Below are 21850 nucleotides of genomic sequence, written 5' to 3'. Positions count from 1 at the left end.
ACACCCCGACGAAGAACAGCGGGGGCAAGTCGCTCAACGACCCGTCCTGGGGGTGCAACGGTTGTGACGCTGAGGTTGAAAGGGTGGGGTGACAGCGTTACGGAGGTTCCAGTGCCAGTCCGGTCCCGGTGATGAAGCCGTCGAGTAATTCGGGTCGGCGTTGGATGCCGCGTAAGCGGTTCTTCACGAGCGGGGTGAGGTCTTCGATCGCGCGAGGTGCGAGGTTGGCCAGGGACTTCTTCACGTGAGCCCAGACGCCTTCGACGGGGTTGAGGTCGGGCGCGTAGGGCGGGAGCTTGACGATGGTCAGCCAGTCGCTGTTGCGCTCGCAGAACTCCCGCAAGGGCTTGGCGTGATGGGTGCTGGCGTTGTCCCACACGACGATCAGCGGGACATCGCCGAGCTGCCGACGGGCAGAGGTCAACAGGTCCGCGAACTCTCGGGCCCGGAAGCCCTTCTTCTCGCCGGTGCGGCCCCGGTACGTTTGGGTCCGGTAGATCAGACGGGTCTCGTGGCCTGGCCGGACGCAGATCATCCCGGCCATCAGGACCCGGCCCGACCCCTTGCCCACGACTTTGACCAGCGGCGTCCTGCCTCGCCTTGACCAGGTGCGGCCCTTGCCGGGCTTCAGGTCCTGCCCGGCTTCGTCCTCGAAGAGGATCCACGCGCCCAGGAGCTGGGCCGTCCTCTTACCCGTGACCACTGCTCCGTCCGCCACCTGGCCACCGCCTGCTCATCGCGCTCGACGGCCCTGTGAGCGGGAACCTGCGGTGACCAGCCCAGCCGGTGCAGCAGATACGACACCCCACGCGGGGTGTACCGGTAGCCGGACAGGCTATGGATCAGTTCCGCGACCCTCGCCAGGGTCCACCGCTGGTCCTCCGTCCAGCCATGCGCCGCCGGCCCCGCCTCCAGCTCGGCCTGCAGTCGTTCCGCTTGCACATCGCTGAGCTGACACGGGAAGCCGCCGGGCCCCTTGGAGGCCAGAGCCGCGCTGCCGCCCTCGCGCCAGGTGGCGTGCCAGGCGTACGCCGACTTTCGCGACACCCGTAACCTGCGGGCCGCCTCCGGCGGCCGGACGCCTCGCTCGAACATCTCCGCGGCCTCGAAGCGCACTGCTTCACGCTTCGCCCGCCCCGCAGCAGTCAGGCCGCCGCCATCCGCGTACCTCATGACGAGGATGTAGCACCGCCAACGCCCCGCTGTCACCCCACCCTTTCAACCTCAGCGGCAACAGCTACGACGACGGCTGGTGGACCACAAGCGGGTGGAGTTCGGCGCCTGAAGGGCCGGTGCTCAGCCCCGGTCTGATGACGGTCTTTCCAGGTGTCGTCGTACCCGAGGACTGGACCGGTGCCGGGGAATTCAAGCAGGCACTTCAGGCGGACCTCGGCACGACCTACTGCGGGTTGGAATGCGTAGCCGGATGGATCACCAACCCTGCGGATACTGAGCAACTTGCTGGCGGTTACTAGACTCTGGCGCTGGCGAAGTGGCGTGCGTGCGGGCGCATTGAAGCCTCCTGCTCGAAGGGTGTTTCCTCGCTCGCCGAGGCTCTCGGTGCCGCAACCGCCATGGCCATGGGGGCTGGAGGCGGTGGCCTTAGAGGACCCAGGCCCGGCCCCGGAATGGGAGGCGGGCTTCCCGCCCAGGGTACGATCGCGCCGGGGGCGGTGCGATTCACGCAGGACAGCATCGGTGCCAACTTCAAGAACGGGAAGTCCGTCCAGAGCCTTGTAGATGATCTGAAGACCGGAAAAGTGACTGCCGGGGACCTTCCGCCGATTCGAATTTTCCAAAAGGACGGAAAGATCTACAGTCTCGACAACCGCAGGCTCCATGCTGCTCAAGAGGCCGGCGTGAATGTTCGATTCGTTCGGGCAAGCCCTGCGGATGTACAGAATGAGTCCTGGAAGTTCACGACGAAGAATGATGGTTCATCTATCGTGGTTAGGGGGAAGTGAATATGGGATTGCATGAAAAAGCAGACCTTGTGAGAACGCGCGATGACTTCGCCCGATTCCTCACCGATGCTCTGGCTGATCTCCAGAATCGACCTCAGGATTGGGAGAACGGCACGCTCGAAAGGTTCCTCGAAGCGTGGGTCGCCTGGGTGGTGGACATGCCCGGGTGGTACAAGAACCGCAGTGAGCGGATTCCCGACCAGCCCGAGTGGAACCTCCTGGCGACCATGGTCATGGCGGCTCGCGTATACGAATGAGCTGAAGCAACGCTCGCTCTCCGACTCTGGCCGAAACATGGCCGGAGTCGGAGAGCGGTTCGGGAGATGTCCCTCACATGTCCGTGTTACGTGCACCTGCGGGTCGAAATCGATTGAGGTGACCCGGCTGCCCTGGCCAGCCTCTATCGTGCCCTCTCAGACTGACCCGATAGTGCGGGGAGCCTCGCCCAAGGCTGACAGAGAGCGTTCGAAGCACGGGGCTGTGCCTGCCGCGCGTCTCGGGGGCGCCGCCGAGCTGACAGACCGCCACGAACCGGGCCTGCATGAACGCCGAAGCCTTGCCCACCTGAGGAGCCGGGAAGGTCAAGTGTGGGCGCAAACGCTCCGAGGCCCTGGGTGCCAATATCTCCTTCGAGTAGGCGGACGTCTGGCGCCATGTGACGTTCACTCCAGGGGAGAAGCCCGGTCACGCCCCCTGTGGTGGGACAGGTGTCCCTCCCACTACTACAGGCACCTCAGCTCGCAGCGCGTCACAAGGGTCTGCGTGAGCGCTGCGTGAGCGGATGGGGTGGCACGGGATGTACCCGGTGGCACGCAGGTCTCGGCCGCACGCTTCTGAACAGGGGAAATGAGAGACCGCGGCATAGACCAGGACCATCCAGGACGATCATGCAGGCCCTCGTAATGCGCAGGTCTCGCGGCGATGAGGCCGCCGGTTCAGACCCCGTCCGTTTGTGAGGGGGTCTGGAACCCTGCCGACGCGTCGCACTGCTTGGAATCGTCGCCGTTATCGAGAGCAGTACCTGGTCCGGCGGGCCGACGAGCCTCCCCCGTCGGCGGCTTGTCCCCCACACACTCCGTGGAGCAGATCCTGGCCAGCTCCACCACCCACTCCAGGTCCCGCTCCGGCAACTGCGCCGCGAGGCTGTCCAGCCACTCCTGCTCGGTCATGCCGTGCCCCCTCATGTCTCTTGTATACATCTTTCACCATTCTCCTGGGAACACGAGCCGAACCGCGGCTTCCTGCGCGCCCTGCACGCCCTCGCCCGCGCCGCGCAGGCGATCGGCGAGCAGGAGGAGTACGAGCGCTGCTCGCAGTTCCTGAAGGACTCCTCCCCGACGGCGGCCCAGACCCTGGGCTAGGACCTGTCGTTTGGATCAGGTCGGCTGAGCCGGCGTAGCCTCTCGGCCGACCTGAGCGGGGTGTGACGCGCGTGCCACACCCCGCGACGCGCGGCATGATCCAAACGACAGGGCCTAGCGGTCCCGTCCTGTGACGTGGGCCCGTCCGTGATCCGGGCGGGCCTTGCGGGATCCGCTCCCGATGCGGAAGATGCGGGTGGGGACCGGGGCCCCCGTGTCGGCATCGGCAGGGGCGGACCGCTACCCGGAGTACAGCAGGAGACAGCGATGTCCCACGAGGCTCACGAAACGCAGGAGCCCGAGACCCCGCATCTCGACTTCGACGGCACCACGCCGTACGAGGACTACGTCAAGGCAGACGTTCTCACCCACCTCCAGCACACCCTCTCCGACGATCCCGGAGAGATGGTCTTCCTGGTCACGACCCAGGTCATGGAGCTGTGGTTCACGGTCATCGTCCACGAGTGGGAGACGGCGGCCCGTGCGCTGCGCGCGGACGACGTGCAGGTCGCGATCGACGCGCTGAAGCGTTCCGTACGGGAGCTGGAGGCGCTGAACGCCTCCTGGCGGCCGCTCGGCCAGCTCACGCCCGCCCAGTTCAACTCCTACCGGGGCGCCCTCGGCGAGGGCTCCGGCTTCCAGTCGGCGATGTACCGGCGGATGGAGTTCCTGCTCGCCGAGAAGTCGGCGTCCATGCTGGTCCCGCACCGCGGCGCGCCCCGCGTCCACGCCGAGCTGGAGAAGGCGCTGCACGAGCCCAGCCTCTACGACGAGGTGCTGCGGCTGCTGGCCCGCCGGGGGCACCCGGTCCCGGACGCCGTCCTGACGCGTGACGTCTCGCAGCGCTACGAGCCCTCCGCCGAGGTCGAGGCCGTGTGGACCGCGCTGTACGCCGGTGACGGCTCCGACGAACTCGCCCGTCTCGGCGAGGCGTTGACGGATGTCGCGGAGCTGGTGTGGCGCTGGCGCAATGACCATCTGGTCGCCACCCGGCGCGCGATGGGCGCCAAGGCGGGCACCGGCGGCTCGGCCGGTGTGGCCTGGCTGGAGCGGCGTGCCCAGAAGAACGTCTTCCCCGAGCTGTGGACGGCGAGGTCGTATGTCTGACCTCGCCCTCAAGGCACGGGAGCTGGACTCCGGTGACCAACTGGCCGACAAGCGCGCCGAGTTCGTCCTCGACGAGGTGGTCTATCTCGACGGCAACTCGCTGGGCGCGCTGCCCGCCGCCGTCCCCGGGCGCGTCGCGGACGTGGTCCGCCGGCAATGGGGCGAGCTGCGCATCCGTTCCTGGGACGAGAGCGGCTGGTGGACCGCGCCCGAGCGGATCGGCGACCGGATCGCCCCGCTGGTGGGCGCGGCGGCCGGGCAGATCGTCGTCGGCGACTCGACAAGCGTCAACGTATTCAAGGCACTTGTCGGCGCGGTACGGATCGCGGGGGAGGGCCGGGACGAGATCCTCGTCGACGCGACCACCTTCCCCACGGACGGCTATCTCGCCGAGTCGGCGGCCCGGCTGACCGGCCGTACGCTGCGGCCGGTCCTTCCGGCGCAGGTGCCGGACGCGCTGTCGGACCGTACGGCGGCCGTCCTGCTCAACCACGTCGACTACCGCACCGGCCGGCTGCACGACCTGCCCGCGCTCACCGCCGCCGTACGGGCGGCGGGCGCGGTCTCCGTCTGGGACCTGTGCCACAGCGCGGGGGCCCTGCCCGTCGGCCTCGACGAGCACGGCGTGGACCTCGCGGTCGGCTGCACCTACAAGTACCTGAACGGCGGCCCGGGTTCACCGGCGTACCTGTATGTGCGCCACGGCCTCCAGGACCGCTTCGACTCCCCGCTGCCCGGCTGGAACTCGCACGTCGAGCCGTTCGGGATGCGCGGCGACTACGAGCCGGCGACGGGCGCGGCGCGCGGCCGGGTCGGCACACCCGACATCCTGTCCATGCTCGCGCTGGAGGCGGCACTCGAGGTGTGGGAGGGCGTCTCGATCCAGGCGGTCCGGGCCAAGTCCCTTTCCCTGACCGACTTCTTCCTGGAGTGCGTCGGGGCGTACGTCCCCGAGGGGCGCCTCGAGTCGCTGACCCCGGTGCGCCACGAGGAGCGGGGCAGCCAGGTGGCGCTGCGCTGTGCGGAGGCCGGCGAGGTCATGCGGCAGCTGATCGCGCGCGGGGTCGTCGGCGACTTCCGCCGTCCTGACGTGCTGCGATTCGGGTTCACCCCGCTGTACGTCGGCTTCGCGGACGTCGAGCGGGCGGCCCGGGTGCTGGGGGAGGTCCTGGACTGACGGTCCTCGCACCCGCGTCCCGACCACCGGTGAGCTGAGTGAAGCCGGTGGTCGGCTGCGTATGGGGGTGGGGTGCTGCGCGACCAGGACGGAGCCGTTTTCCCTCACCGAGCGTGACATCCGTGTGTCCGCGCACGTCACGGGCCTGATACCGTCCCCGCCAACGGCCGAAATTCTCACCTGGTCCGCCATCCCGTACCGTCCAAAACCGTTTCGTCGCTGAGAGGTTGGAGCATGCCGGACGACGTCGTCGCTGCCCGGGCCGTTGCCGAGGAGAAGTCGGCCTTCTCGCACCCGCCCGTCGACCCCGACGCCACCGCCGCGTACGGCGACCACCCCGACCAGGTGATCGACTTCTACGCCCCGAAGGGCGAGGCCGGTCCGGGCGGCTCCGTGCCCCTGGTCGTGGTGCTGCACGGAGGTGCGTGGCGCGCGCCGTACGACCGGCGGCACATCACGCCGTTCGCCGACTTCCTGGCGCGCCGCGGGTTCGCCGTGGCCAACGTGGAGTACCGGCGGGGCGCGGAGGGGCCGGCCGGTGCCGGGACGCCCCCGGTCGCGGGGCGCTGGCCCGACACCTTCGACGACGTCGCCGCGGCCCTCGACGCGCTCCCCGCGCTCGTCGGGCGGGTGCTGCCGCAGGCCGACGCCCGCCGGACCGTGCTCACCGGCCACTCCGCGGGCGGCCACCTCGCGCTCTGGGCCGCGGCCCGGCATGTGCTGCCCGCCGACTCCGGCTGGCGCACCGCCGGTCCCGCCGCACTGCGCGGGGTCGTCGCGCTCGCCCCGATCGCGGACTTCACGGTCGCCGAGAAGCTGGACGTGTGCGGGGGCGCCGCACGGCAACTCCTCGGCGGCGAGGAGCTGTTCACCGAGCGCCTGCCGTACGCCGACCCGGCCCTCCTGCTGCCGACCGGCATCGCGACGGCCCTGGTCCAGGGCCGCACGGACCTGGTCGTACCCGAGCCGGTCGCCGAGGCGTACGCGGACGCGGCGGCCAAGGCGGGCGAGGTGGTGGGGCTGACCCTGCTGGAGGACGTGGGCCACTTCCCGCTGATCGATCCGGTGGCGGACGCGTGTGCTGTGGTGGCGGAGGAGATCGCGCAACTGGCCTGGTGAGGCGCCCGAGGGGGCGTACCTGTCGTACCCGTAGTACTTGAGAGCTACGGCGGAGGACAGCTCCTCAGCGGGACGCGGACGACGCGCGCCGATCCGTAACTTCCAAGCCTGGACGGCCCGATGACGGGCCGACGGGCGCGGAGGGCGGGACTCGGGTATGCGCGGGTGGGGGCGACGGAGTGCGGGGAGTGCACGGCCGCGTGAGCGGGCAGTGGGGCGCGGGCGGCGTCGGCTGCGGGTGCTGTCGGCCGTTCTGGTCACCGCCGCCGTGGTCGTTCCGCTCACCGCGGCGGCCCGGCCCGGTATTCCCGCGCCGGCTCCGGCACACCTCGCCCCGCTGACGGCGGCGACCCTCGACGAGACGTACGCCGCGAACCGGGCCAACGCCGTCCTCGCGTCGCAGATGGCCGAGGCCCACGGCGACAGCCACCGCGCTGCGGCCGACCGGGACATGGCCGCCCCCTCGCGCACACTGCTCGCCTTCGACGGCCGGGGCGAGGGCCGGGCCACCGAGGTGTTCGGGGACCTCGCCCACGCCGACCGGATCGCGGTCCTGATACCGGGCTCCGACACCACCCTGGACACCTACGGCCGCTTCCGCGCGGGCGCGTCCGCACTGCACGAGCGGCTCTCCCACGAGCGCGGCGGCAGCCGTACGGCGGTGGTGGCCTGGCTCGGCTACACCACCCCGGCCACGGTCAGCACGACGGTCCTCACCCCGACCCGCGCCGAGGAAGCCGCCCCCCGGCTGCGGGAGTTCCTGCGCGAACTGCGCGCCGTCACCGGCCCGGACGCCCACGTCTCCCTCCTGTGTCACTCGTACGGCTCGGTCGTGTGCGGCCGTTCCGCCGCCCGCCTCGACGTGGACGACATCGTCCTGCTCGGCAGCCCCGGCACCGGCGCGGACACCGCGGCCGGCCTCCACACCCGCGCGCGGGTCTGGGCGGCCCGGGGCGCCGACGACTGGGTGGCGAACGTCCCGCATGTCAGCGCCGACCTGTTCGGCACGACGGTCGGCTTCGGCACCGACCCGGTCTCCCCGGCCTTCGGCGCCCGCGTCTTCACCGCCGGCGACGGCGGCCACAGCGACTACTTCTCCCCGGGCTCGGCCTCCCTGGCCAACCTCGCCCGGATCGTGCTCGGCGAGACGACGGAGGTGACCCGTGTCTGACATCCGCGCGACCTCGGGCATACGGCGTGCTGCCGCCCGGATCCACGACGGCACACCCCCGCACCGCGACCGTGCCGTCGACGCCCTGCGGGCGCTGGCCATCCTCGGTGTGGTCCTCGGCCACTGGCTGGTGACCGCCCTGGTCGCCGACGGCGACACCCTGCGTGCGGCGAGCCCGCTCGGCACCCTGCCCTGGCTCGCGCCCGTCTCCTGGGTGTTCCAGACGCTCGCGGTGTTCTTCATGGTGGGCGGCCATGTGGCGACCCGGGGCCTCGCCTCGGCCCGCGCCCGGGGCACCGCCTACCGGACCTGGCTGCGGGCGCGTCTGTCCCGGCTGTTCCTGCCGGTCTCGGCCGTACTGGCGGTGTGGGCGGTGGCCACGGTGGGCCTGCTGCTGGGCGGCGCCTCGTTCGTCACCGTGCACACCGTGGTGAAGCTGGCGCTGTCCCCGCTGTGGTTCCTGCTGGTGTTCGCCGCGCTGACGGCCGCGACGCCGCTGCTGGCCCGGCTCAGCCCGCTGTGGCCGCTCGCGGTCGTCCTCCATGTGGACCTGGTGCGGTTCGGCCTGGGCGGCCCGTCCTGGCTCGGCTGGGTGAACCTGGCGGCCGGCTGGCTGGTCCCGTTCACCCTGGGCGCCGCCTGGTCCCGGGGCGAGCTGGAGCGCCCGCGCGCGGGCTGGACCCTGTTCGTCGGGGGCGCCGCGGCGACGGCGGTCCTGGTGGGCTTCGCCGGCTACCCGGCGTCGATGGTCGGCGTGCCCGGCGCGGCGGTCTCCAACCTCAACCCGCCGACACTGGCCGCCGTCACCTTCGGCCTCGCCCAGTGCGGACTGGCCCTGCTGCTGCGCGAGCGACTGCGCCGCGTCATGGAGCGTCCGGTGGCGTGGGCGGCGGTCGCGCTGGTCAACCTCTCCGCGATGACGGTGTTCCTGTGGCATCAGACGGCGATGATGGCGACCACCGCGACGGGCCTCCTGGCCGGCCGCCTCCCCGGTCTGCACACCCGGCCCGACGGCCTGGACTGGGTCGCGGCCCGGCTGCTGTGGCTGCCGGTGTTCGCCCTGGTGCTGGGGGTGTGCTGGGCGGCGTTCCACGGCTTCGAGGCCGCCGGCGGGCGGCGCGGGCGCGGGCGCGCACCCGACCGGGGGCGGACGCGTGTGGTGCGGGTCGGAGGGCTGCCGGAGCCTTCGGCCCTGCGCGAAGCCCGCCGTGTCTAGGGTGGTGCGGACGAACGGGGTGGAGAGGTTGCCGACCAGGGTGCAGAAGTGGGTGATCCGCGGTCTGCGGACGCTGCGTGACGACCTGTGGACGACCCGGGCGGACCCGCTTCCGGCCTCCGTCTGGCTGCGCTGGCTGCCGCACGGACTGGTCTGGCTGGTCGCGTTCGGCACCACGGTCGCCGACCTCGACCAGATGATCGACCGCTACCAGCTCGGCGTGCTGTACGGCACGGTGTGCGCGCTGCTGGAGGGAGCGGCGGTGGTGCTGGCGCTGTGGCGGCCGGTGCCGGCCTGGTGGCTGTCCCTCGTCGTCACGGTGGTGGCCGCGCTCGGCGCCCGGGGCGAGATGCTCGCCGACCTCCACTTCGACGCCCGGCAATGGCCGTTGGGTTCGCCCCGTCCGGAACCCGTCCCGGACCTCCCCGGCTGGCCGTGGGGCCCGCCCGGTCTGGTCGCGCACTGCCTGGTGCTGCTGCTGCTCGCGCTCCGGGTGCCCACCAGAGCCGCCGTCGGGGCACTGACCCTGACGGCCCTGGCCACCTACCTCGTCCAGGGGGTGCTCGGCGGCGTGAGCTACACACCGACCGGCCCGCTGGCGCTGACCCTGTTCACCGTCGTCGTCCTCGTCGGCACCGCACTGCGCGGCCGCCGCGTGGCCCGCACCCAACTCGTCGAGCAGACCGGTATCACCGCCGAGGAACGCGCCCGCCGCACCCTCCTCGAGGAACGCAACCGCATCGCGCGCGAGCTGCACGACGTGGTCGCCCACCACATGTCGGTCATCTCCATCCAGGCCCAGGTGGCCCCGCACCTGGTGGAGAACCCGTCCGAGGAACTCAAGGAGAACCTCGCCGGCATCCGGCAGAACGCGCTGGAGGCGCTCACCGAACTGCGCCGGGTGCTCGGCGTGCTGCGTTCGGAGAACCCCGAGGACCCCTACGGCCTCGGCGCGGCCGGCACCGGCAGCGCCCCGGACACCCCGCAGCCCACGCTCGACCGCCTGGACGCCCTCCTGGCGAACACCCGGGCGGCCGGGCTGGACGTCACCGCCACCGTCGACGGCGAGCCGCCCGCCTACTCGCCGGGCGTGCAGCTGTCGGCGTACCGGATAGTCCAGGAGGCGCTGAGCAACGCCCTGCGGCACGCGCCGGGTTCCCATGTCCGGGTGCAGGTCGCCCACGAGACCCGGGGCCTGTCACTGGAGGTCACGAACAGCCGCCCGAGCGGCCCCGTACGGCCCTCGCCGGGCGCGGGGCACGGTCTGCTCGGCATGCGGGAGCGGGCGGCGATGCTCGGCGGCCATGTCGTGGCCCATCCGACACTGCACGGCGGGTTCTCGGTCGTGGCGTTCCTCCCGAGGGACGGCGTCGCGCTCCCCGAGCGGGATCCCGGGACCCCGGAGGACCTGGAACTCGTCTTCCCGGACGACCCGTCCCCGACAGGAGAAGAGAGACGATGACGAGCGGCGGCACCATCCGCGTACTGATCGCCGACGACCAGCAGATGGTCCGGCAGGGCTTCACCGTGCTGCTCAACACCCACCCCGGCATCGAGGTGATCGGGCAGGCGGTGAACGGCCTGGACGCCGTCGCCCAGGTCGCCGAACTCGTCCCGGACGTCGTCCTGATGGACATCCGGATGCCGGAGCTCGGCGGTGTCGAGGCCACCCGCCGCATCACCCTCACGTACCCCGCCGTCAAGGTGCTGGTGCTCACCACCTTCGACCTCGACGACTACGTGTACGAGGCGCTGCGCGCCGGGGCGTCCGGCTTTCTGCTGAAGGACGCCTCGGCGGACCAGCTCGCGGAGGCCGTCCGGGTCGTGGCGGCCGGCGACGCCCTGCTCGCGCCCGGCATCACCCGCAAGCTGATCGCCGAGTTCTCCCGGCTGAACGGCACCCCGAGAACCCCGCTGAAGGAGCGCGTCGGCGATCTCACCGAACGCGAGACGGAGGTGCTCGCCCTGATCGCGCAGGGCCTGTCCAACGCGGAGATCGCCCGCCACCTCGTCGTCGCCGAGCAGACCGTGAAGACGCACGTGGGCCGCATCCTGGTGAAACTGGGTCTGCGGGACCGCACCCAGGCGGCGGTGTTCGCCTACGAGTCGGGGCTGGTGCGGCCCTCCGGGTACTGAAGCCGGAGTCCCTGACGGACCCGTAGTACTTGAGAGGGATCCGCCGGAACCCCCCTCCATGGTGACGACCGCGACCCCTCGTCCCGCCTACCGTTTTGAACGTGACCGAGACGACGCAGACGCACCTGCCGCCCCAGGACGACCCGCACGGCGCCTATCAGCCGAAGAGCCCGGAGGTCCGGGCGGCCATGGACGCCCTGCGCGGGATGAGGAAAGACCTGTTCGACGACGCGCTGGTCTATCGCCCGCTGCCCCCGAAGGAGCCCACGGGCCGCTTCACCCGGGGACTGCGGGGCCGCAGGCGGGAGTACGCGACCTACTCGCGGCACATCCTGGTCGGGGCGGCCGGCGCGATCGCGGTGCTGTCCTCCGTGATGCCCGCCGGAGGCGACTCGGTGTCCGTGCTGAGCGGCCTGCTGGTCCTCGCGCCTGTGCTCCTGACGCTGGTCCGGCCGGGCGCCGCGTTCTGGGCGTCGCTCGTCTCGACCACGGTGGTCGCCCTGCTCGGGGAGAGCTACGGCAACTGGCCCTGGCTGCCGCCCAGTTTCATCTCCCACCTGGTGGTGCTGACGGTCGTCGCGGTCCGCACCCGCCCGCGCACGGCGGCCTGGATGTGGCTGTTCACGGCGGCCTACGGCTTCCTCGCCGAGACCGTCTTCGGCTGGGGCCACTACGCCACGAACGTCGGCCCCATGCTGGTCACCTCCGCCCTGATCCTGCTCGGCGTCACCGTCCGGCACATACGCCGGCAGGCCGAGCAGGAGGTGACGGCCCAGCAGACCGTGACCGCCCACGAGCGCTCCCGGCGCACCCTCCTGGAGGAGCGCACCACGATCGCCCGCGAGCTGCACGACGTGGTCGCCCACCACATGTCGGTGGTAGCCATCCAGGCGGAGGCCGCCCCCTACCGGGTGGAGAACCCGCCGGAGGAGCTGGAGAAGGCCTTCGTCACCATCCGGGAGAACGCGGTGGCGGCCCTCACCGAGCTGCGCCGGGTGCTGGGCGTGGTCCGCGCCGAGGACTACGAGGCGCCGGACGCCCCCCAGCCCACCCTCGCCGACCTGGAGGCGCTCCTCGCCAACGTGCGGGAGACGGGCCTGGACGTCGAGAAGGTGGTCACGGGCGCGGCCCGCGAACTCCCGCAAGGCGTGGAGCTGTCGGCGTACCGCATCGTCCAGGAGGCCCTGAGCAACACCCTGCGGCACGCCCCCGGGGCGGGCGCCCGGGTGGAGATCGGCTACGTCCTGGGCGGACTGGGGCTGCGCATAGTCAACGACCCGCCGCCGAACCCCGCCCTGATCAAGCCCTCGCCCGGCGCGGGGCACGGCATCACCGGGATGCGCGAGAGGGTGACCATGCTGAACGGTGAGATGACGGCGGAGCCGACGCCGGCCGGGGGCTACGAGGTGACGGTGTTCCTTCCCGTACCGGCAGCGAGCGAGAGTGGAGCATGACGATCCGGGTACTGATAGCGGACGACCAGATGATGGTGCGCGAGGGCTTCTCGGTCCTGCTGAACGCGATGCCGGACATCGAGGTCGTCGGCGAGGCGGTCAACGGCCGGGAGGCGGTGGACCGGGTCCGTGAACTGTCCCCCGACGTGGTCCTGATGGACATCCGGATGCCCGAGCTGAACGGCATCGAGGCGACCCGGGAGATCGTGGCGGCGGACGGCACGGCGAAGGTCCTGGTGCTGACCACCTTCGACCTCGACGAGTACGTGTACCAGGCCCTGCGCGCGGGAGCCTCCGGCTTCCTCCTCAAGGACGCCTCGGCCCGCCAGCTGGCCGACGGGGTCCGGGTGGTGGCGGCCGGCGAGGCGCTGCTCGCGCCCTCCGTCACCCGGCGGCTGATCACCGAGTTCTCGAAGCTGTCGAGCGGCCCCGCGCTGCCCCGCGCCGCCCAGGCCGCCTACGGCGATCTGACCGAGCGGGAGACGGAGGTCCTGGTCCTGATCGCACAGGGCCTGTCCAACGTCGAGATAGCCGGCCGGCTGGTGGTCGCGGAGTCCACCATCAAGACCCATGTGAGCAGGATCCTGGTCAAGCTGGGGCTGCGGGACCGGACCCAGGCGGCGGTGTTCGCGTACGAGGCGAGGCTGGTGACGCCGGGCTGAGGCGGGGGCCGGGTGCTCGTCCCGGAGGACGCACGGGATCGCTCGTTACGATGACCCGGGTCGACCGACCGAGAGAAGGGCAACGCATGTCCGGCGCTTCCGAGACGCGTGGCGGCGCGGTGCGGGTACTGATCGTCGACGACGAGCCCGAGCTCACCGAGCTGCTGTCCGCGGCCGTGACGGAGGCGGGCTGGCGGCCCTTCGCGGCGGGCGACGGGCGCGGCGCGCTGCGGCTGGCGCGGGACTGCGCCCCGCATGTCGTCGTCCTCGACGGGATGCTGCCGGACCTGGACGGGATCCAGGTGCTGCGGCGGCTCAGGAGCGAGAACCCGCGGCTGCCGGTGCTGATGCTCACCGCCCGGGACGCGCTGGAGCACCGGCTGGACGGGCTGTCGTCCGGCGCGGACGACTACATCACCAAGCCGTTCTCGCTGGAGGAGGTCATGCTGCGGCTGCGCGGGCTGTTGCGCCGGGCCGGGCTGCCCCACGAGGCGCCCGACGGGTCGGTGCGGACGCTGGGGGATCTGGTGCTGGCCGAGCGGACCCGTGAGGTGCAGCGCCGCGGGACGCCGATCGCGCTGACGACCAAGGAGTTCGATCTGCTGCTGTTCCTCATGAGCCACCCCCATCAGGTGCTGAGCAAGGCGCAGATCCTGGACCATGTGTGGAACGCGTCGTTCGACGGCGAGGGGAACCTGGTCGAGGTCTACATCCACGGCCTGCGGGCGAAGATCGACAAGGGGCGGGTCCCGATGATCCGCACGGTCCGCGGGGTCGGATACGCGATCCGGGCCGCGGACGACGGGGCATGAGGCCCTTCAGGCGGGAGGCGGGCGCCGGGGCCCGTCCGGGCTGGCGCTCGCTCAGGGTCCGGCTGGTGCTGTTCGTGTCCGTGACGCTGGCGGTGGTGTGCGCGGCGATGGCGCTCACCACCGTGTACGTACAGCGCGTGTATCTGCTGGGGGACCTGGACCAGCGGGTCACGAACGCGGCGGAGCGCAGCCAGGGCGGGTTGCAGCGCCGGCCGGGCGGGGCGACGGACCTGGGGTTCCTCAACGAGCGGGGGCAGCCGACCGGCACCCTGGCGGCGCGGTTCGCCGACGGGAAGATCAACGCAGCCGAGGTGGTGACCGAGGACGGCAGGCAGGACGTGCTCGGTGCGGCCCAGCGGGCCGCGCTGAAGGGGATCACCCCGGACGGTTCGCTGCACACCCGCACGATCCCCGGTCTGGGCACCTACCGGGTGACCGCGCTCGGCGGCGACGGGGTCCCCGTCCTGGCCGGGCTGCCGATGGACGGGATCCAGCAGGTGATCGACCGGCTGGTGGTGCTGGAGGCGGTGATCGCGGGGGTCGGTCTGGCGGCCGCGGCCTGTGCCTGCGCGGTGGTCATCCGGCGCCAGCTGCGTCCGCTCGGCCGGGTGGCGGCCACCGCCGCCGAGGTGGCCCGGGTGCCGTTGAACCGCGGGGAGGTCGCGGACCTCGCCCGGGTCGCCGGCCGGGACACCGACCCCGGCACCGAGGCCGGCCAGGTGGGTGCCGTGCTCAACCGGCTGATCGACCATGTCGAGGCCTCGCTGGCCGAACGCCAGCGCACCGAGCAGCGCATGCGCCGGTTCCTCACCGACGCCAGCCATGAGCTGCGCACACCGCTCGCCTCGATCGCGGGCTACGCCGAGTTCATGAACGGCGGCAGCACGACCATCGAGCCGGAGCTCGCCTGGCACCGGGTCTCGGCGCAGTCGGCGCGGATGACCGACCTCGTCGAGGATCTGCTGCTGCTCGCCCGGCTCGACGAGGGGCGGCCGCTCAGGCGGGCCGAGGTGAACATCGCGACGCTGGTGGCCGAGGCGGTGTGGGACGCGCAGGCCGCGGGCGGCGACCACGACTGGCAGCTCGCGCTGCGGGTGGACACCCCGGTGACGGTCGTCGCCGATCCGTCCCGGCTGCACCAGGTGATCGCCAACCTGCTGGCCAACGCCCGGGTGCACACACCGGCGGGCACGAAGATCACGGTGATCGTGGAGGCGACGGAGGCGACGGAGGCGACGGAGGCGACGGAGGCAGGGCCGCAGGGGCCGCACTGTGTCGTCCGGGTCCGGGACGACGGCCCCGGCATCCCGGCCGACCTCCTCCCCACCGTCTTCGAGCGCTTCACCCGCGCCGACGCCTCGCGCTCCCGGGCGGCCGGTTCGGAGGGCGGTTCCGGGCTGGGGCTGGCCATCGCCGCGGCGATCACCGAGGCGCACGGCGGCCGGCTCGAGGTGGTGAGCGAGCCGGGCCGCACCGAGTTCTCGGTGACGCTGCCGATCGGACCCTCTCCCGGACCCTCGCCCAGCCCCCTGCCCGGAGTCTAAGGACTCTCACAGAACCCCAGGTCAGGTCCTGTCCCGTCACCTCCCGCAGGTCCTATTCGACGGGCTTGTCCCCGGTGCTTAAGGCCTGGCTAAGTTGGCTGCTCCAGAGTCTTCGGCAGGCCGCCGGTCCAGCGGGGACGGGCTCATGACGAAGAGGATCAGGGACGATGACCGAGCTCGACACCGGTGAGCCGACGGCCCCCGAGCCGCAGTCCGAAACCGGCGGCCGTGCTCACGCGAGCCGCCGCAACTTCATGCGCAAGGTGTTCTTCGCGTCCGGCGCCACGGCCGTCGCGACCATGGGCGGCGCCGGAGCGTGGGCCGCGATGGCCGACGACGCCACCGCCACCCCGACCGCCGACGCCTCCGCCGCCCCGAGCGGGGCGCCCAGCGGTGGCCCGGGCGGTGGCGCCGGCGGCCCCGGCAACCAGTCGATCACCGAGGACTTCTTCGGTCTCACCACCGACGGCAACCGGATCGACGACCTGTTCACGATCCACTCCACCAAGGTGGCCACCGCCCCGGTGATCTCCGCGGCGAACGCCTTCCTGGCCGGCCTGACCGACACCCAGAAGACCTCGACGCAGTTCACGATCCACTCCACCGAGTGGCGGCTGTGGAGCAACATCGACTCCTACGAGCGCCAGGGTGTCTCCCTCGCCGATCTGAGCGACGACCAGAAGGCCCTGGGCACGGCCCTGCTGAAGGCGGCCCTGAGCGCGGACGGTCTGGAGACGACGGAGAAGATCCGGAAGATCAACCAGGCGGCCGGCGAGGCGATCGGCAACACCAACTCCTTCAACGAGGACGCCTACTACTGGACCGTGATGGGCACCCCGTCGGACAGCGAGCCCTGGGGCTTCCAGTTCGACGGCCACCACCTGGTGATCAACTACTTCGTGCTCGGCGACCAGGTCGTCATGAGCCCCTGTTTCTGGGGTTCGGAGCCGACCTCGATGGAGATCGACGGCGAGACGGTGACCGTCTGCCACGAGGAGGTCGTGGCCTCGCTCGCGTTCATCAACACCCTCACCACGGCCCAGCAGGCCGTCGCCATCGAGTCGACGACCAAGTCGAACGAGTCGATGAAGGCGGGGGCGTTCTCCGACAACACCGTCCAGGCGTACACCGGCATCCGGGGCAACGCCCTGACCGCCGCCCAGAAGAAGAAGCTGCTCGGCATCGCCGAGGCGTTCGTGGGCCGCGCCAAGGCCGATGCCGCGAAGGTGCGCATGACGGAGATCCGCAAGCACCTCGACGACACCTATGTCACCTGGGCCGGCGGCACCGGCGACGACGACGCCTTCTACGTCCGCGTCCACAGCCCCGTCGTCTGGATCGAGGTCGACTGCCAGGCCCCCGGTCCGCTCGCGGGGGCGTACGGCGCCACCCAGGGCAGCGGCGCCACCCAGAAGCACGTCCACTCGATCATCCGCACGCCCAACGGCAACGACTACGGCAAGGAACTGCTCCGCCAGCACTACCTGACGTCGCCGCACCACCGGTGACCTCTCCCGCATGACCACCGGGCCGGGCTCCCGTCATCATCCCGGCCCGGTTTTTCTCATGGTCCCGGCCCCCGCCGCTCGATAGGTTGTGCGGCATGACCGAGGGCGGGGAAGAGCGGGCGCGGCAGTGGTGCGGGTGCGCGTGGGCGCGGACGGACGTGCCGCCGCCGGCCGCGACCCGGATCCACATCGAGGAGCAGGACACCTCCGCGCCGGGCTGGCTGCGGCTGTTGGACCTGGTCGAGGAGGCGGCCGCCGACGGCCGTGAGGAGTTCGCGCCGCTGCGGGAGATGCCCCCGGCGGAACGGCAGCAGATCGTCACCCTCCCGCCGGGCATCGCCCGGCTGACGGCCGTACGGCACCTGATGCTCTACGGCAGCAGCCTCGTCCGGATCCCGCCGGAGATCGGCGCGATGGAGAACCTGGAGGTGTTCACCCCGTACACCTCCTACCGGCTGCACTGGTTCCCGTACGAACTGACCCGCTGCCGCAAGTTGCGCGGCAGCACGGTCAGCACGCGCGCCCTGTACGGCAACTTCAAGAACCGGATGCCGTTCCCCTCGCTGCCCGCACCGGTCCCGGCCGGCCAGGAGTGCAGTGTCTGCGCCGGCCCGCTGCCCCCGACGGGCCCCCGGCAGGTCTGGATCTCCCTCGGCGTCGCCACGGACGTCCTTCCCCTCCTGGTCAACGCCTGCTCGCAGACGTGCGTCGACGCGCTTCCCGCTCCGGCCGCCCACCACGTCCCCACGGTCCACCGGGGCGGGCCGGGCGTGGCGCAGCCCCCCGCCCGCTGACCCGCAGCGGAGCGAGACCCCCCTGGTCAGCTGCCCGGTCAGCGGTTAGCGTCCGTGCATGGCAGCAGCTGACGACCTTCGTTTCGACCCGTGGGACCCGGCGTTCCTCGCCGACCCCTACCCCGCCTACGCAGAGCTGCGGGAGCGGGGGCGGGTGATCCACTACGCGCCGACCGACCAGTGGCTCGTACCGCATCACGCGGACGTGTCGGCGCTGCTGCGGGACCGGCGGCTGGGGCGGACGTATCAGCACCGGTTCACGCACGAGGACTTCGGGCGGACGGCGCCCCCGGCCGAGCACGAGCCGTTCCACACCCTCAACGACCACGGGATGCTGGACCTGGAACCGCCGGACCACACCCGGATCCGGCGGCTGGTGTCGAAGGCGTTCACGCCGCGCACGGTCGAGCAGCTCAAGCCGTACGTCACCCAGCTCGCCGGGGAACTGGTGGACCGGCTTGTGGAGGCGGGCGGGGGCGATCTGCTGAGCGAGGTCGCCGAACCGCTGCCCGTCGCCGTGATCGCCGAGATGCTCGGGATCCCGGAGGCCGACCGCGCGCCGCTGCGGCCCTGGTCGGCGGACATCTGCGGGATGTACGAGCTCAACCCGTCCGAGGACGCCGCCGCGAGGGCGGTGCGGGCCTCCGTGGAGTTCTCCGCCTATCTGCGCGAGCTGATCGCCGCCCGCCGCGAGGAACCCGGCGACGACCTCATATCCGGGCTCATCGCCGCGCACGACGACGGTGACCGGCTCACCGAGCAGGAGATGATCTCCACCGCCGTGCTGCTGCTCAACGCCGGGCACGAGGCGACCGTCAACGCCACCGTCAACGGCTGGTCGGCCCTCTTCCGCAACCCCGGGCAGCTCGCCGCGCTCCGCGCCGACCACTCGCTCGTGCCCGCCGCCGTCGAGGAGCTCATGCGGTACGACACCCCGCTCCAGCTGTTCGAGCGGTGGGTGCTGGACGACATCGAGGTCGACGGGACGACGATCCCGAGGGGCGCCGAGGTCGCCCTGCTCTTCGGGTCCGCCAACCACGACCCCGAGGTGTTCGCGCACCCCGAGCGGCTGGACCTCGCCCGCGCGGAGAACCCGCACATCTCGTTCTCCGCCGGCATCCACTACTGCATCGGCGCGCCCCTGGCCCGGATCGAACTGGCCGCCTCGATGACGGCCCTCCTGGAGAAGGCCCCGACACTGGCCCTCGCCGAGGAGCCGAAGCGGAAGCCGAACTTCGTGATCCGGGGGCTGGAGGGGCTCGCCGTCACGGTGTGAGCTGTCACGGTGTGAGCCGTCACCCCGTGGGACCGGCGTCTCACGTCGTCATGTCCCGCCGCCGCAGCCCCATGAGCCCCCCGGCCACCAGCACCCCCGCCAGGAGCAGCAGTACCCCCACCGGCCCCCAGCCCATCTCCCCGCCGGGCAGCTTGGGCAGATGACCGAAGGGGGAGAGGTCCAGGACGAACCGGGGGGCGTCCAGGGCCGGGCCGATCCAGCCGATGAGCAGGGCCGCGCCCGCCACACCCCAGGCGGCGGGCGCCAGCCGGGGGGCCGTGCCGTACAGCAGGACCGCGAGCCCGCCGATCACCCACACCGCCGGGAGCTGCACCAGGCAGGCGGCCAGGATGGGGCCCGCCTCCTTGCCGTGGCCCACGACGAAACCGAGCCCGGCGAGCAGCATGATCAGGGCCGAGCCGCCGAAGGCGATCAGCAGATGGCCGCCGGCCCAGCGCAGCCGGCCCACCGCGTTCGCCAGGACCGGTTCCGCCCGGCCCGAGGTCTCCTCGCCGTGCAGCCGCAGCACCGAGGCGACCACGTACAGGGAGGCGATCAGGCCCAGCATGCCGACCATCGCCGCGAGGAAGGCGTCCGTCAGGCCCGACTGGCCGCCCATCCGTTCGAAGATCTCGCGGGCCTTGTCGTTGTCGGCGACGAGGTCGGCCGCGCCGTCCGTCAGTCCGCCGTAGACGACTCCGGCGAGGAAGAAGCCGACGCTCCAGCCGAGCACCCCGCCCCGCTGCAGGCGCCAGGCGAGCGCGCCCGCCGAGGCCAGTCGTCCGGCGGCGGGCCCCGGCCGGGTCGGCAGGAAGCTCATGCCGACGTCCCGGCGGCCGGCCAGCCCGTAGGCCACGGCGGCCTGGACCGCCACCGCTCCCGTGAACAGGCCCAGCACCCACCACCGTTCGCCGGCGAACGCCCGCAGGTTCTCCAGCCAGCCCAGCGGGGACAGCCAGGTCAGCACCGAGGAGCCGTCGTCCCTCGCCGAGTCGCCCGCCGCCCGCAGGACGAAGGCCGCGCCCAGCACGGCCGCCGTCAGGCCCCGGGCCAGCCGGGCGCTCTCGGTGAGCTGGGCGACGATCGCCGCCATCGTCGCGAAGACCATGCCCACGGCCGCGAGCCCCAGCCCGAAGGCCAGCGCGCCGGCGGCCCCCTGCCCGGCCAGACCCGCCGTCACCAGCAGGGCGAGTACGCCGTTCGCGACGCCCGCCGCGAGCAGCGCCGCCGTCAGCGAGGCACGTCGGCCCACCGCACCGGACGCGATCAGCTCCTGCCGGCCGCTCTCCTCCTCGTCCCGGGTGTGCCGTACGACGATCAGCAGGCTGGTCACGGCGGCGAGCGCGCCCGCGTACACGCCGACCCGCCAGGCGGTGAGCGCGCCGAGGGAGTCGTCGAAGACGGGGCCGATCAGCGCGCGCAGGGAGGCGTTCGTGTCCAACTGGTGGAGCAGGTCGGCCCGGTCGGCGGGGGTGCCGTACAGGCTCTTCAGGGTGTTCGGCATGGTGAGCACCATCAGGGTGTTCACGGCCACCCAGACGGGGATCAGCACCCGGTCGCGGCGCAGCGCGAAGCGGGTCAGGACGCCGGTGCGGGCGAGCGTGCTCATCGGGCCGCCACCTCGTCGGCCGTGTCTCCCCGGTCTTCCTGGTAGTGGCGCAGGAAGAGCTCCTCCAGGGTCGGCGGGGTCGAGGTCAGCGACCGTACGCCCGAGTCCGTCAGCGACCGCAGGACGGCGTCGAGTTTGTCCGTGTCGACCTGGAGGCGTACGCGCCTGTCCTGGACGTCGAGGTCGTGGACGCCCGGGAGACGCGCCAACCCGTTCGGGGGCCCGGCGAGTTCGGCCGTCACGCTGGTGCGGGTCAGATGGCGCAGGTCGGCGAGCGAGCCGGTCTCCACCGTGCGGCCCTTGCGGATGATGCTGACCCGGTCGCACAGCTCCTCGACCTCGCTGAGGATGTGGGACGACAGCAGGACCGTCCGGCCCCGGTCCCGTTCCTCCTCCACACAGCGCTGGAAGACCTCCTCCATCAGCGGGTCCAGGCCCGAGGTCGGCTCGTCCAGGATGAGCAGGTCGACGTCCGAGGCGAACGCGGCGACCAGGGCGACCTTCTGCCGGTTGCCCTTGGAGTAGGTCCGGCCCTTCTTGGTGGGGTCCAGCTCGAAGCGGTCGGTCAGGGCGGCGCGGCGGGCGGGGTCCAGGCCTCCGCGCAGCCGGCCGTAGAGGTCGATGACCTCGCCGCCGGAGAGGTTGCGCCAGAGGGTGACGTCCCCGGGGACGTACGCGATCCGGCGGTGCACCTCGACGGCGTCCGACCACGGGTCGCGGCCGAGGATCCGCGCGGCGCCGGAGTCGGCGCGCAGCAGGCCGAGCAGGACGCGGATGGCGGTGGACTTGCCGGCGCCGTTGGGGCCGAGGAAGCCGTGCACCTCGCCCCGCTCGACCTCCAGGTCGAGGCCGTCGAGCGCGTGGGTACGGCCGAAGGACTTGTGGAGTCCGGACACCGTGATGGCCTTCGTCATGCTTCTGAACGTACGCTTCCTTCAGA

The 21850-nt window shown here is 71.8% G+C and carries 21 protein-coding genes and 1 pseudogene; 17 read left to right on the top strand and 5 right to left on the bottom strand.

What is annotated here, in order from left to right; all coding sequences use genetic code 11:
• Window positions 1-97: 97 nt before the first annotated feature.
• Window positions 98-703, bottom strand: coding sequence for a transposase (locus ABZ464_RS27510; protein WP_359280656.1), 606 nt, complete (start codon window positions 701-703; stop codon window positions 98-100).
• Window positions 628-1173, bottom strand: a complete 546-nt coding sequence (locus ABZ464_RS27505) for a winged helix-turn-helix domain-containing protein (RefSeq protein WP_359280655.1) — start codon at window positions 1171-1173, stop codon at window positions 628-630. Before ABZ464_RS27505 ends, ABZ464_RS27510 begins: the two co-directional genes overlap by 76 nt.
• Window positions 1174-1673: 500 nt before the next feature.
• Between ABZ464_RS27505 and ABZ464_RS27500 the strand changes: the two genes are divergently transcribed.
• Together ABZ464_RS27500 and ABZ464_RS27495 are read left to right on the top strand one after the other, a co-directional pair.
• Window positions 1674-1964 (top strand): hypothetical protein, encoded by a 291-nt coding sequence (locus tag ABZ464_RS27500; RefSeq protein ID WP_359280654.1) that lies wholly within the window; start codon window positions 1674-1676, stop codon window positions 1962-1964.
• Window positions 1965-1966: 2 nt separating this feature from the next.
• Window positions 1967-2221: a hypothetical protein gene (locus ABZ464_RS27495; RefSeq protein ID WP_359280653.1), complete on the top strand. Its 255-nt coding sequence runs from the start codon at window positions 1967-1969 to the stop codon at window positions 2219-2221.
• Window positions 2222-2899: 678 nt separating this feature from the next.
• On the opposite strand, the gene ABZ464_RS27490 is transcribed toward ABZ464_RS27495, so the two are convergent.
• The gene (locus ABZ464_RS27490; RefSeq protein ID WP_359280651.1) at window positions 2900-3133 is read right to left on the bottom strand and encodes a hypothetical protein; all 234 of its coding nucleotides are present in this window, start codon (window positions 3131-3133) and stop codon (window positions 2900-2902) included.
• A gap of 45 nt (window positions 3134-3178) precedes the next feature.
• Between ABZ464_RS27490 and ABZ464_RS27485 the strand changes: the two are divergent.
• The 15 genes and pseudogenes from ABZ464_RS27485 to ABZ464_RS27415 form a co-directional block, all read left to right on the top strand.
• Window positions 3179-3325: pseudogene (locus tag ABZ464_RS27485) on the top strand (DUF3151 family protein); the annotation flags it as partial.
• Window positions 3326-3592: 267 nt separating this feature from the next.
• The gene (locus ABZ464_RS27480) at window positions 3593-4432 is read left to right on the top strand and encodes a tryptophan 2,3-dioxygenase family protein (RefSeq protein ID WP_359280649.1); all 840 of its coding nucleotides are present in this window, start codon (window positions 3593-3595) and stop codon (window positions 4430-4432) included.
• The gene (gene kynU / locus ABZ464_RS27475; RefSeq protein WP_359280648.1) at window positions 4425-5609 is read left to right on the top strand and encodes a kynureninase; all 1185 of its coding nucleotides are present in this window, start codon (window positions 4425-4427) and stop codon (window positions 5607-5609) included. Before ABZ464_RS27480 ends, kynU begins: the two co-directional genes overlap by 8 nt.
• A 234-nt stretch (window positions 5610-5843) precedes the next feature.
• The gene (locus ABZ464_RS27470; protein WP_359280646.1) at window positions 5844-6728 is read left to right on the top strand and encodes an alpha/beta hydrolase; all 885 of its coding nucleotides are present in this window, start codon (window positions 5844-5846) and stop codon (window positions 6726-6728) included.
• A 211-nt stretch (window positions 6729-6939) separates the two neighbouring features.
• Window positions 6940-7899, top strand: a complete 960-nt coding sequence (locus ABZ464_RS27465) for an alpha/beta hydrolase (RefSeq protein WP_359280644.1) — start codon at window positions 6940-6942, stop codon at window positions 7897-7899.
• Window positions 7892-9115, top strand: a complete 1224-nt coding sequence (locus ABZ464_RS27460) for an acyltransferase (protein ID WP_359280643.1) — start codon at window positions 7892-7894, stop codon at window positions 9113-9115. Before ABZ464_RS27465 ends, ABZ464_RS27460 begins: the two co-directional genes overlap by 8 nt.
• Window positions 9116-9134: 19 nt before the next feature.
• The gene (locus ABZ464_RS27455; RefSeq protein WP_359280641.1) at window positions 9135-10577 is read left to right on the top strand and encodes a sensor histidine kinase; all 1443 of its coding nucleotides are present in this window, start codon (window positions 9135-9137) and stop codon (window positions 10575-10577) included.
• Entirely contained in the window at window positions 10574-11251 is a 678-nt protein-coding gene (locus ABZ464_RS27450) for a response regulator transcription factor (protein WP_359280640.1), read from the top strand. The genes ABZ464_RS27455 and ABZ464_RS27450 overlap by 4 nt, the downstream gene beginning before the upstream one ends.
• Window positions 11252-11352: 101 nt before the next feature.
• Window positions 11353-12705, top strand: a complete 1353-nt coding sequence (locus tag ABZ464_RS27445; protein ID WP_359280638.1) for a histidine kinase — start codon at window positions 11353-11355, stop codon at window positions 12703-12705.
• Window positions 12702-13367 carry a response regulator transcription factor gene (locus tag ABZ464_RS27440; RefSeq protein WP_359280636.1) on the top strand — a complete coding sequence of 222 codons (666 nt, stop codon included), beginning with the start codon at window positions 12702-12704 and terminating at the stop codon, window positions 13365-13367. The genes ABZ464_RS27445 and ABZ464_RS27440 overlap by 4 nt, the downstream gene beginning before the upstream one ends.
• A gap of 86 nt (window positions 13368-13453) precedes the next feature.
• The gene (locus ABZ464_RS27435) at window positions 13454-14179 is read left to right on the top strand and encodes a response regulator transcription factor (protein ID WP_359280635.1); all 726 of its coding nucleotides are present in this window, start codon (window positions 13454-13456) and stop codon (window positions 14177-14179) included.
• Entirely contained in the window at window positions 14176-15723 is a 1548-nt protein-coding gene (locus tag ABZ464_RS27430; protein ID WP_359280634.1) for an ATP-binding protein, read from the top strand. Before ABZ464_RS27435 ends, ABZ464_RS27430 begins: the two co-directional genes overlap by 4 nt.
• 167 nt (window positions 15724-15890) lie before the next feature.
• Window positions 15891-17231, top strand: a complete 1341-nt coding sequence (locus ABZ464_RS27425; RefSeq protein WP_359280633.1) for a DUF3500 domain-containing protein — start codon at window positions 15891-15893, stop codon at window positions 17229-17231.
• A 95-nt stretch (window positions 17232-17326) separates the two neighbouring features.
• A complete protein-coding gene (locus tag ABZ464_RS27420; RefSeq protein ID WP_359280632.1) occupies window positions 17327-18025 on the top strand; it encodes a leucine-rich repeat domain-containing protein in 699 nt (232 codons plus the stop codon).
• A 58-nt stretch (window positions 18026-18083) separates the two neighbouring features.
• Window positions 18084-19301, top strand: coding sequence for a cytochrome P450 (locus ABZ464_RS27415; RefSeq protein ID WP_359280630.1), 1218 nt, complete (start codon window positions 18084-18086; stop codon window positions 19299-19301).
• Between the two features lie 40 nt (window positions 19302-19341).
• Here the strand turns inward: ABZ464_RS27415 and ABZ464_RS27410 are convergent, their stop codons facing one another.
• On the bottom strand, window positions 19342-20910 hold the full coding sequence (locus ABZ464_RS27410) for an ABC transporter permease (protein ID WP_359280628.1): 1569 nt from the start codon (window positions 20908-20910) through the stop codon (window positions 19342-19344).
• Window positions 20907-21824, bottom strand: coding sequence for an ABC transporter ATP-binding protein (locus ABZ464_RS27405; RefSeq protein WP_359280627.1), 918 nt, complete (start codon window positions 21822-21824; stop codon window positions 20907-20909). Before ABZ464_RS27405 ends, ABZ464_RS27410 begins: the two co-directional genes overlap by 4 nt.
• Between the last annotated feature and the right edge of the window lie 26 nt (window positions 21825-21850).

It is taken from the genome of Streptomyces sp. NPDC005820, assembly GCF_040630255.1.
Taxonomy (GTDB): domain Bacteria; phylum Actinomycetota; class Actinomycetes; order Streptomycetales; family Streptomycetaceae; genus Streptomyces.
This window is presented reverse-complemented; position numbering and strand designations above follow the sequence as displayed.

What these genes read in the sequence shown, in the direction of transcription:
- ABZ464_RS27435 (WP_359280635.1), top strand. Translation starts at nt 13,454, where the DNA reads ATGTCCGGCGCTTCCGAGACGCGTGGCGGCGCGGTGCGGGTACTGATC.
- ABZ464_RS27440 (WP_359280636.1), top strand. Translation starts at nt 12,702, where the DNA reads ATGACGATCCGGGTACTGATAGCGGACGACCAGATGATGGTGCGCGAG.
- ABZ464_RS27490 (WP_359280651.1), bottom strand. Translation starts at nt 3,133, where the DNA reads ATGACCGAGCAGGAGTGGCTGGACAGCCTCGCGGCGCAGTTGCCGGAG.
- ABZ464_RS27495 (WP_359280653.1), top strand. Translation starts at nt 1,967, where the DNA reads ATGGGATTGCATGAAAAAGCAGACCTTGTGAGAACGCGCGATGACTTC.
- ABZ464_RS27425 (WP_359280633.1), top strand. Translation starts at nt 15,891, where the DNA reads ATGACCGAGCTCGACACCGGTGAGCCGACGGCCCCCGAGCCGCAGTCC.
- ABZ464_RS27410 (WP_359280628.1), bottom strand. Translation starts at nt 20,910, where the DNA reads ATGAGCACGCTCGCCCGCACCGGCGTCCTGACCCGCTTCGCGCTGCGC.
- ABZ464_RS27470 (WP_359280646.1), top strand. Translation starts at nt 5,844, where the DNA reads ATGCCGGACGACGTCGTCGCTGCCCGGGCCGTTGCCGAGGAGAAGTCG.
- ABZ464_RS27420 (WP_359280632.1), top strand. Translation starts at nt 17,327, where the DNA reads ATGACCGAGGGCGGGGAAGAGCGGGCGCGGCAGTGGTGCGGGTGCGCG.
- ABZ464_RS27430 (WP_359280634.1), top strand. Translation starts at nt 14,176, where the DNA reads ATGAGGCCCTTCAGGCGGGAGGCGGGCGCCGGGGCCCGTCCGGGCTGG.
- ABZ464_RS27415 (WP_359280630.1), top strand. Translation starts at nt 18,084, where the DNA reads ATGGCAGCAGCTGACGACCTTCGTTTCGACCCGTGGGACCCGGCGTTC.
- ABZ464_RS27450 (WP_359280640.1), top strand. Translation starts at nt 10,574, where the DNA reads ATGACGAGCGGCGGCACCATCCGCGTACTGATCGCCGACGACCAGCAG.
- kynU (WP_359280648.1), top strand. Translation starts at nt 4,425, where the DNA reads ATGTCTGACCTCGCCCTCAAGGCACGGGAGCTGGACTCCGGTGACCAA.
- ABZ464_RS27480 (WP_359280649.1), top strand. Translation starts at nt 3,593, where the DNA reads ATGTCCCACGAGGCTCACGAAACGCAGGAGCCCGAGACCCCGCATCTC.
- ABZ464_RS27405 (WP_359280627.1), bottom strand. Translation starts at nt 21,824, where the DNA reads ATGACGAAGGCCATCACGGTGTCCGGACTCCACAAGTCCTTCGGCCGT.
- ABZ464_RS27505 (WP_359280655.1), bottom strand. Translation starts at nt 1,173, where the DNA reads ATGAGGTACGCGGATGGCGGCGGCCTGACTGCTGCGGGGCGGGCGAAG.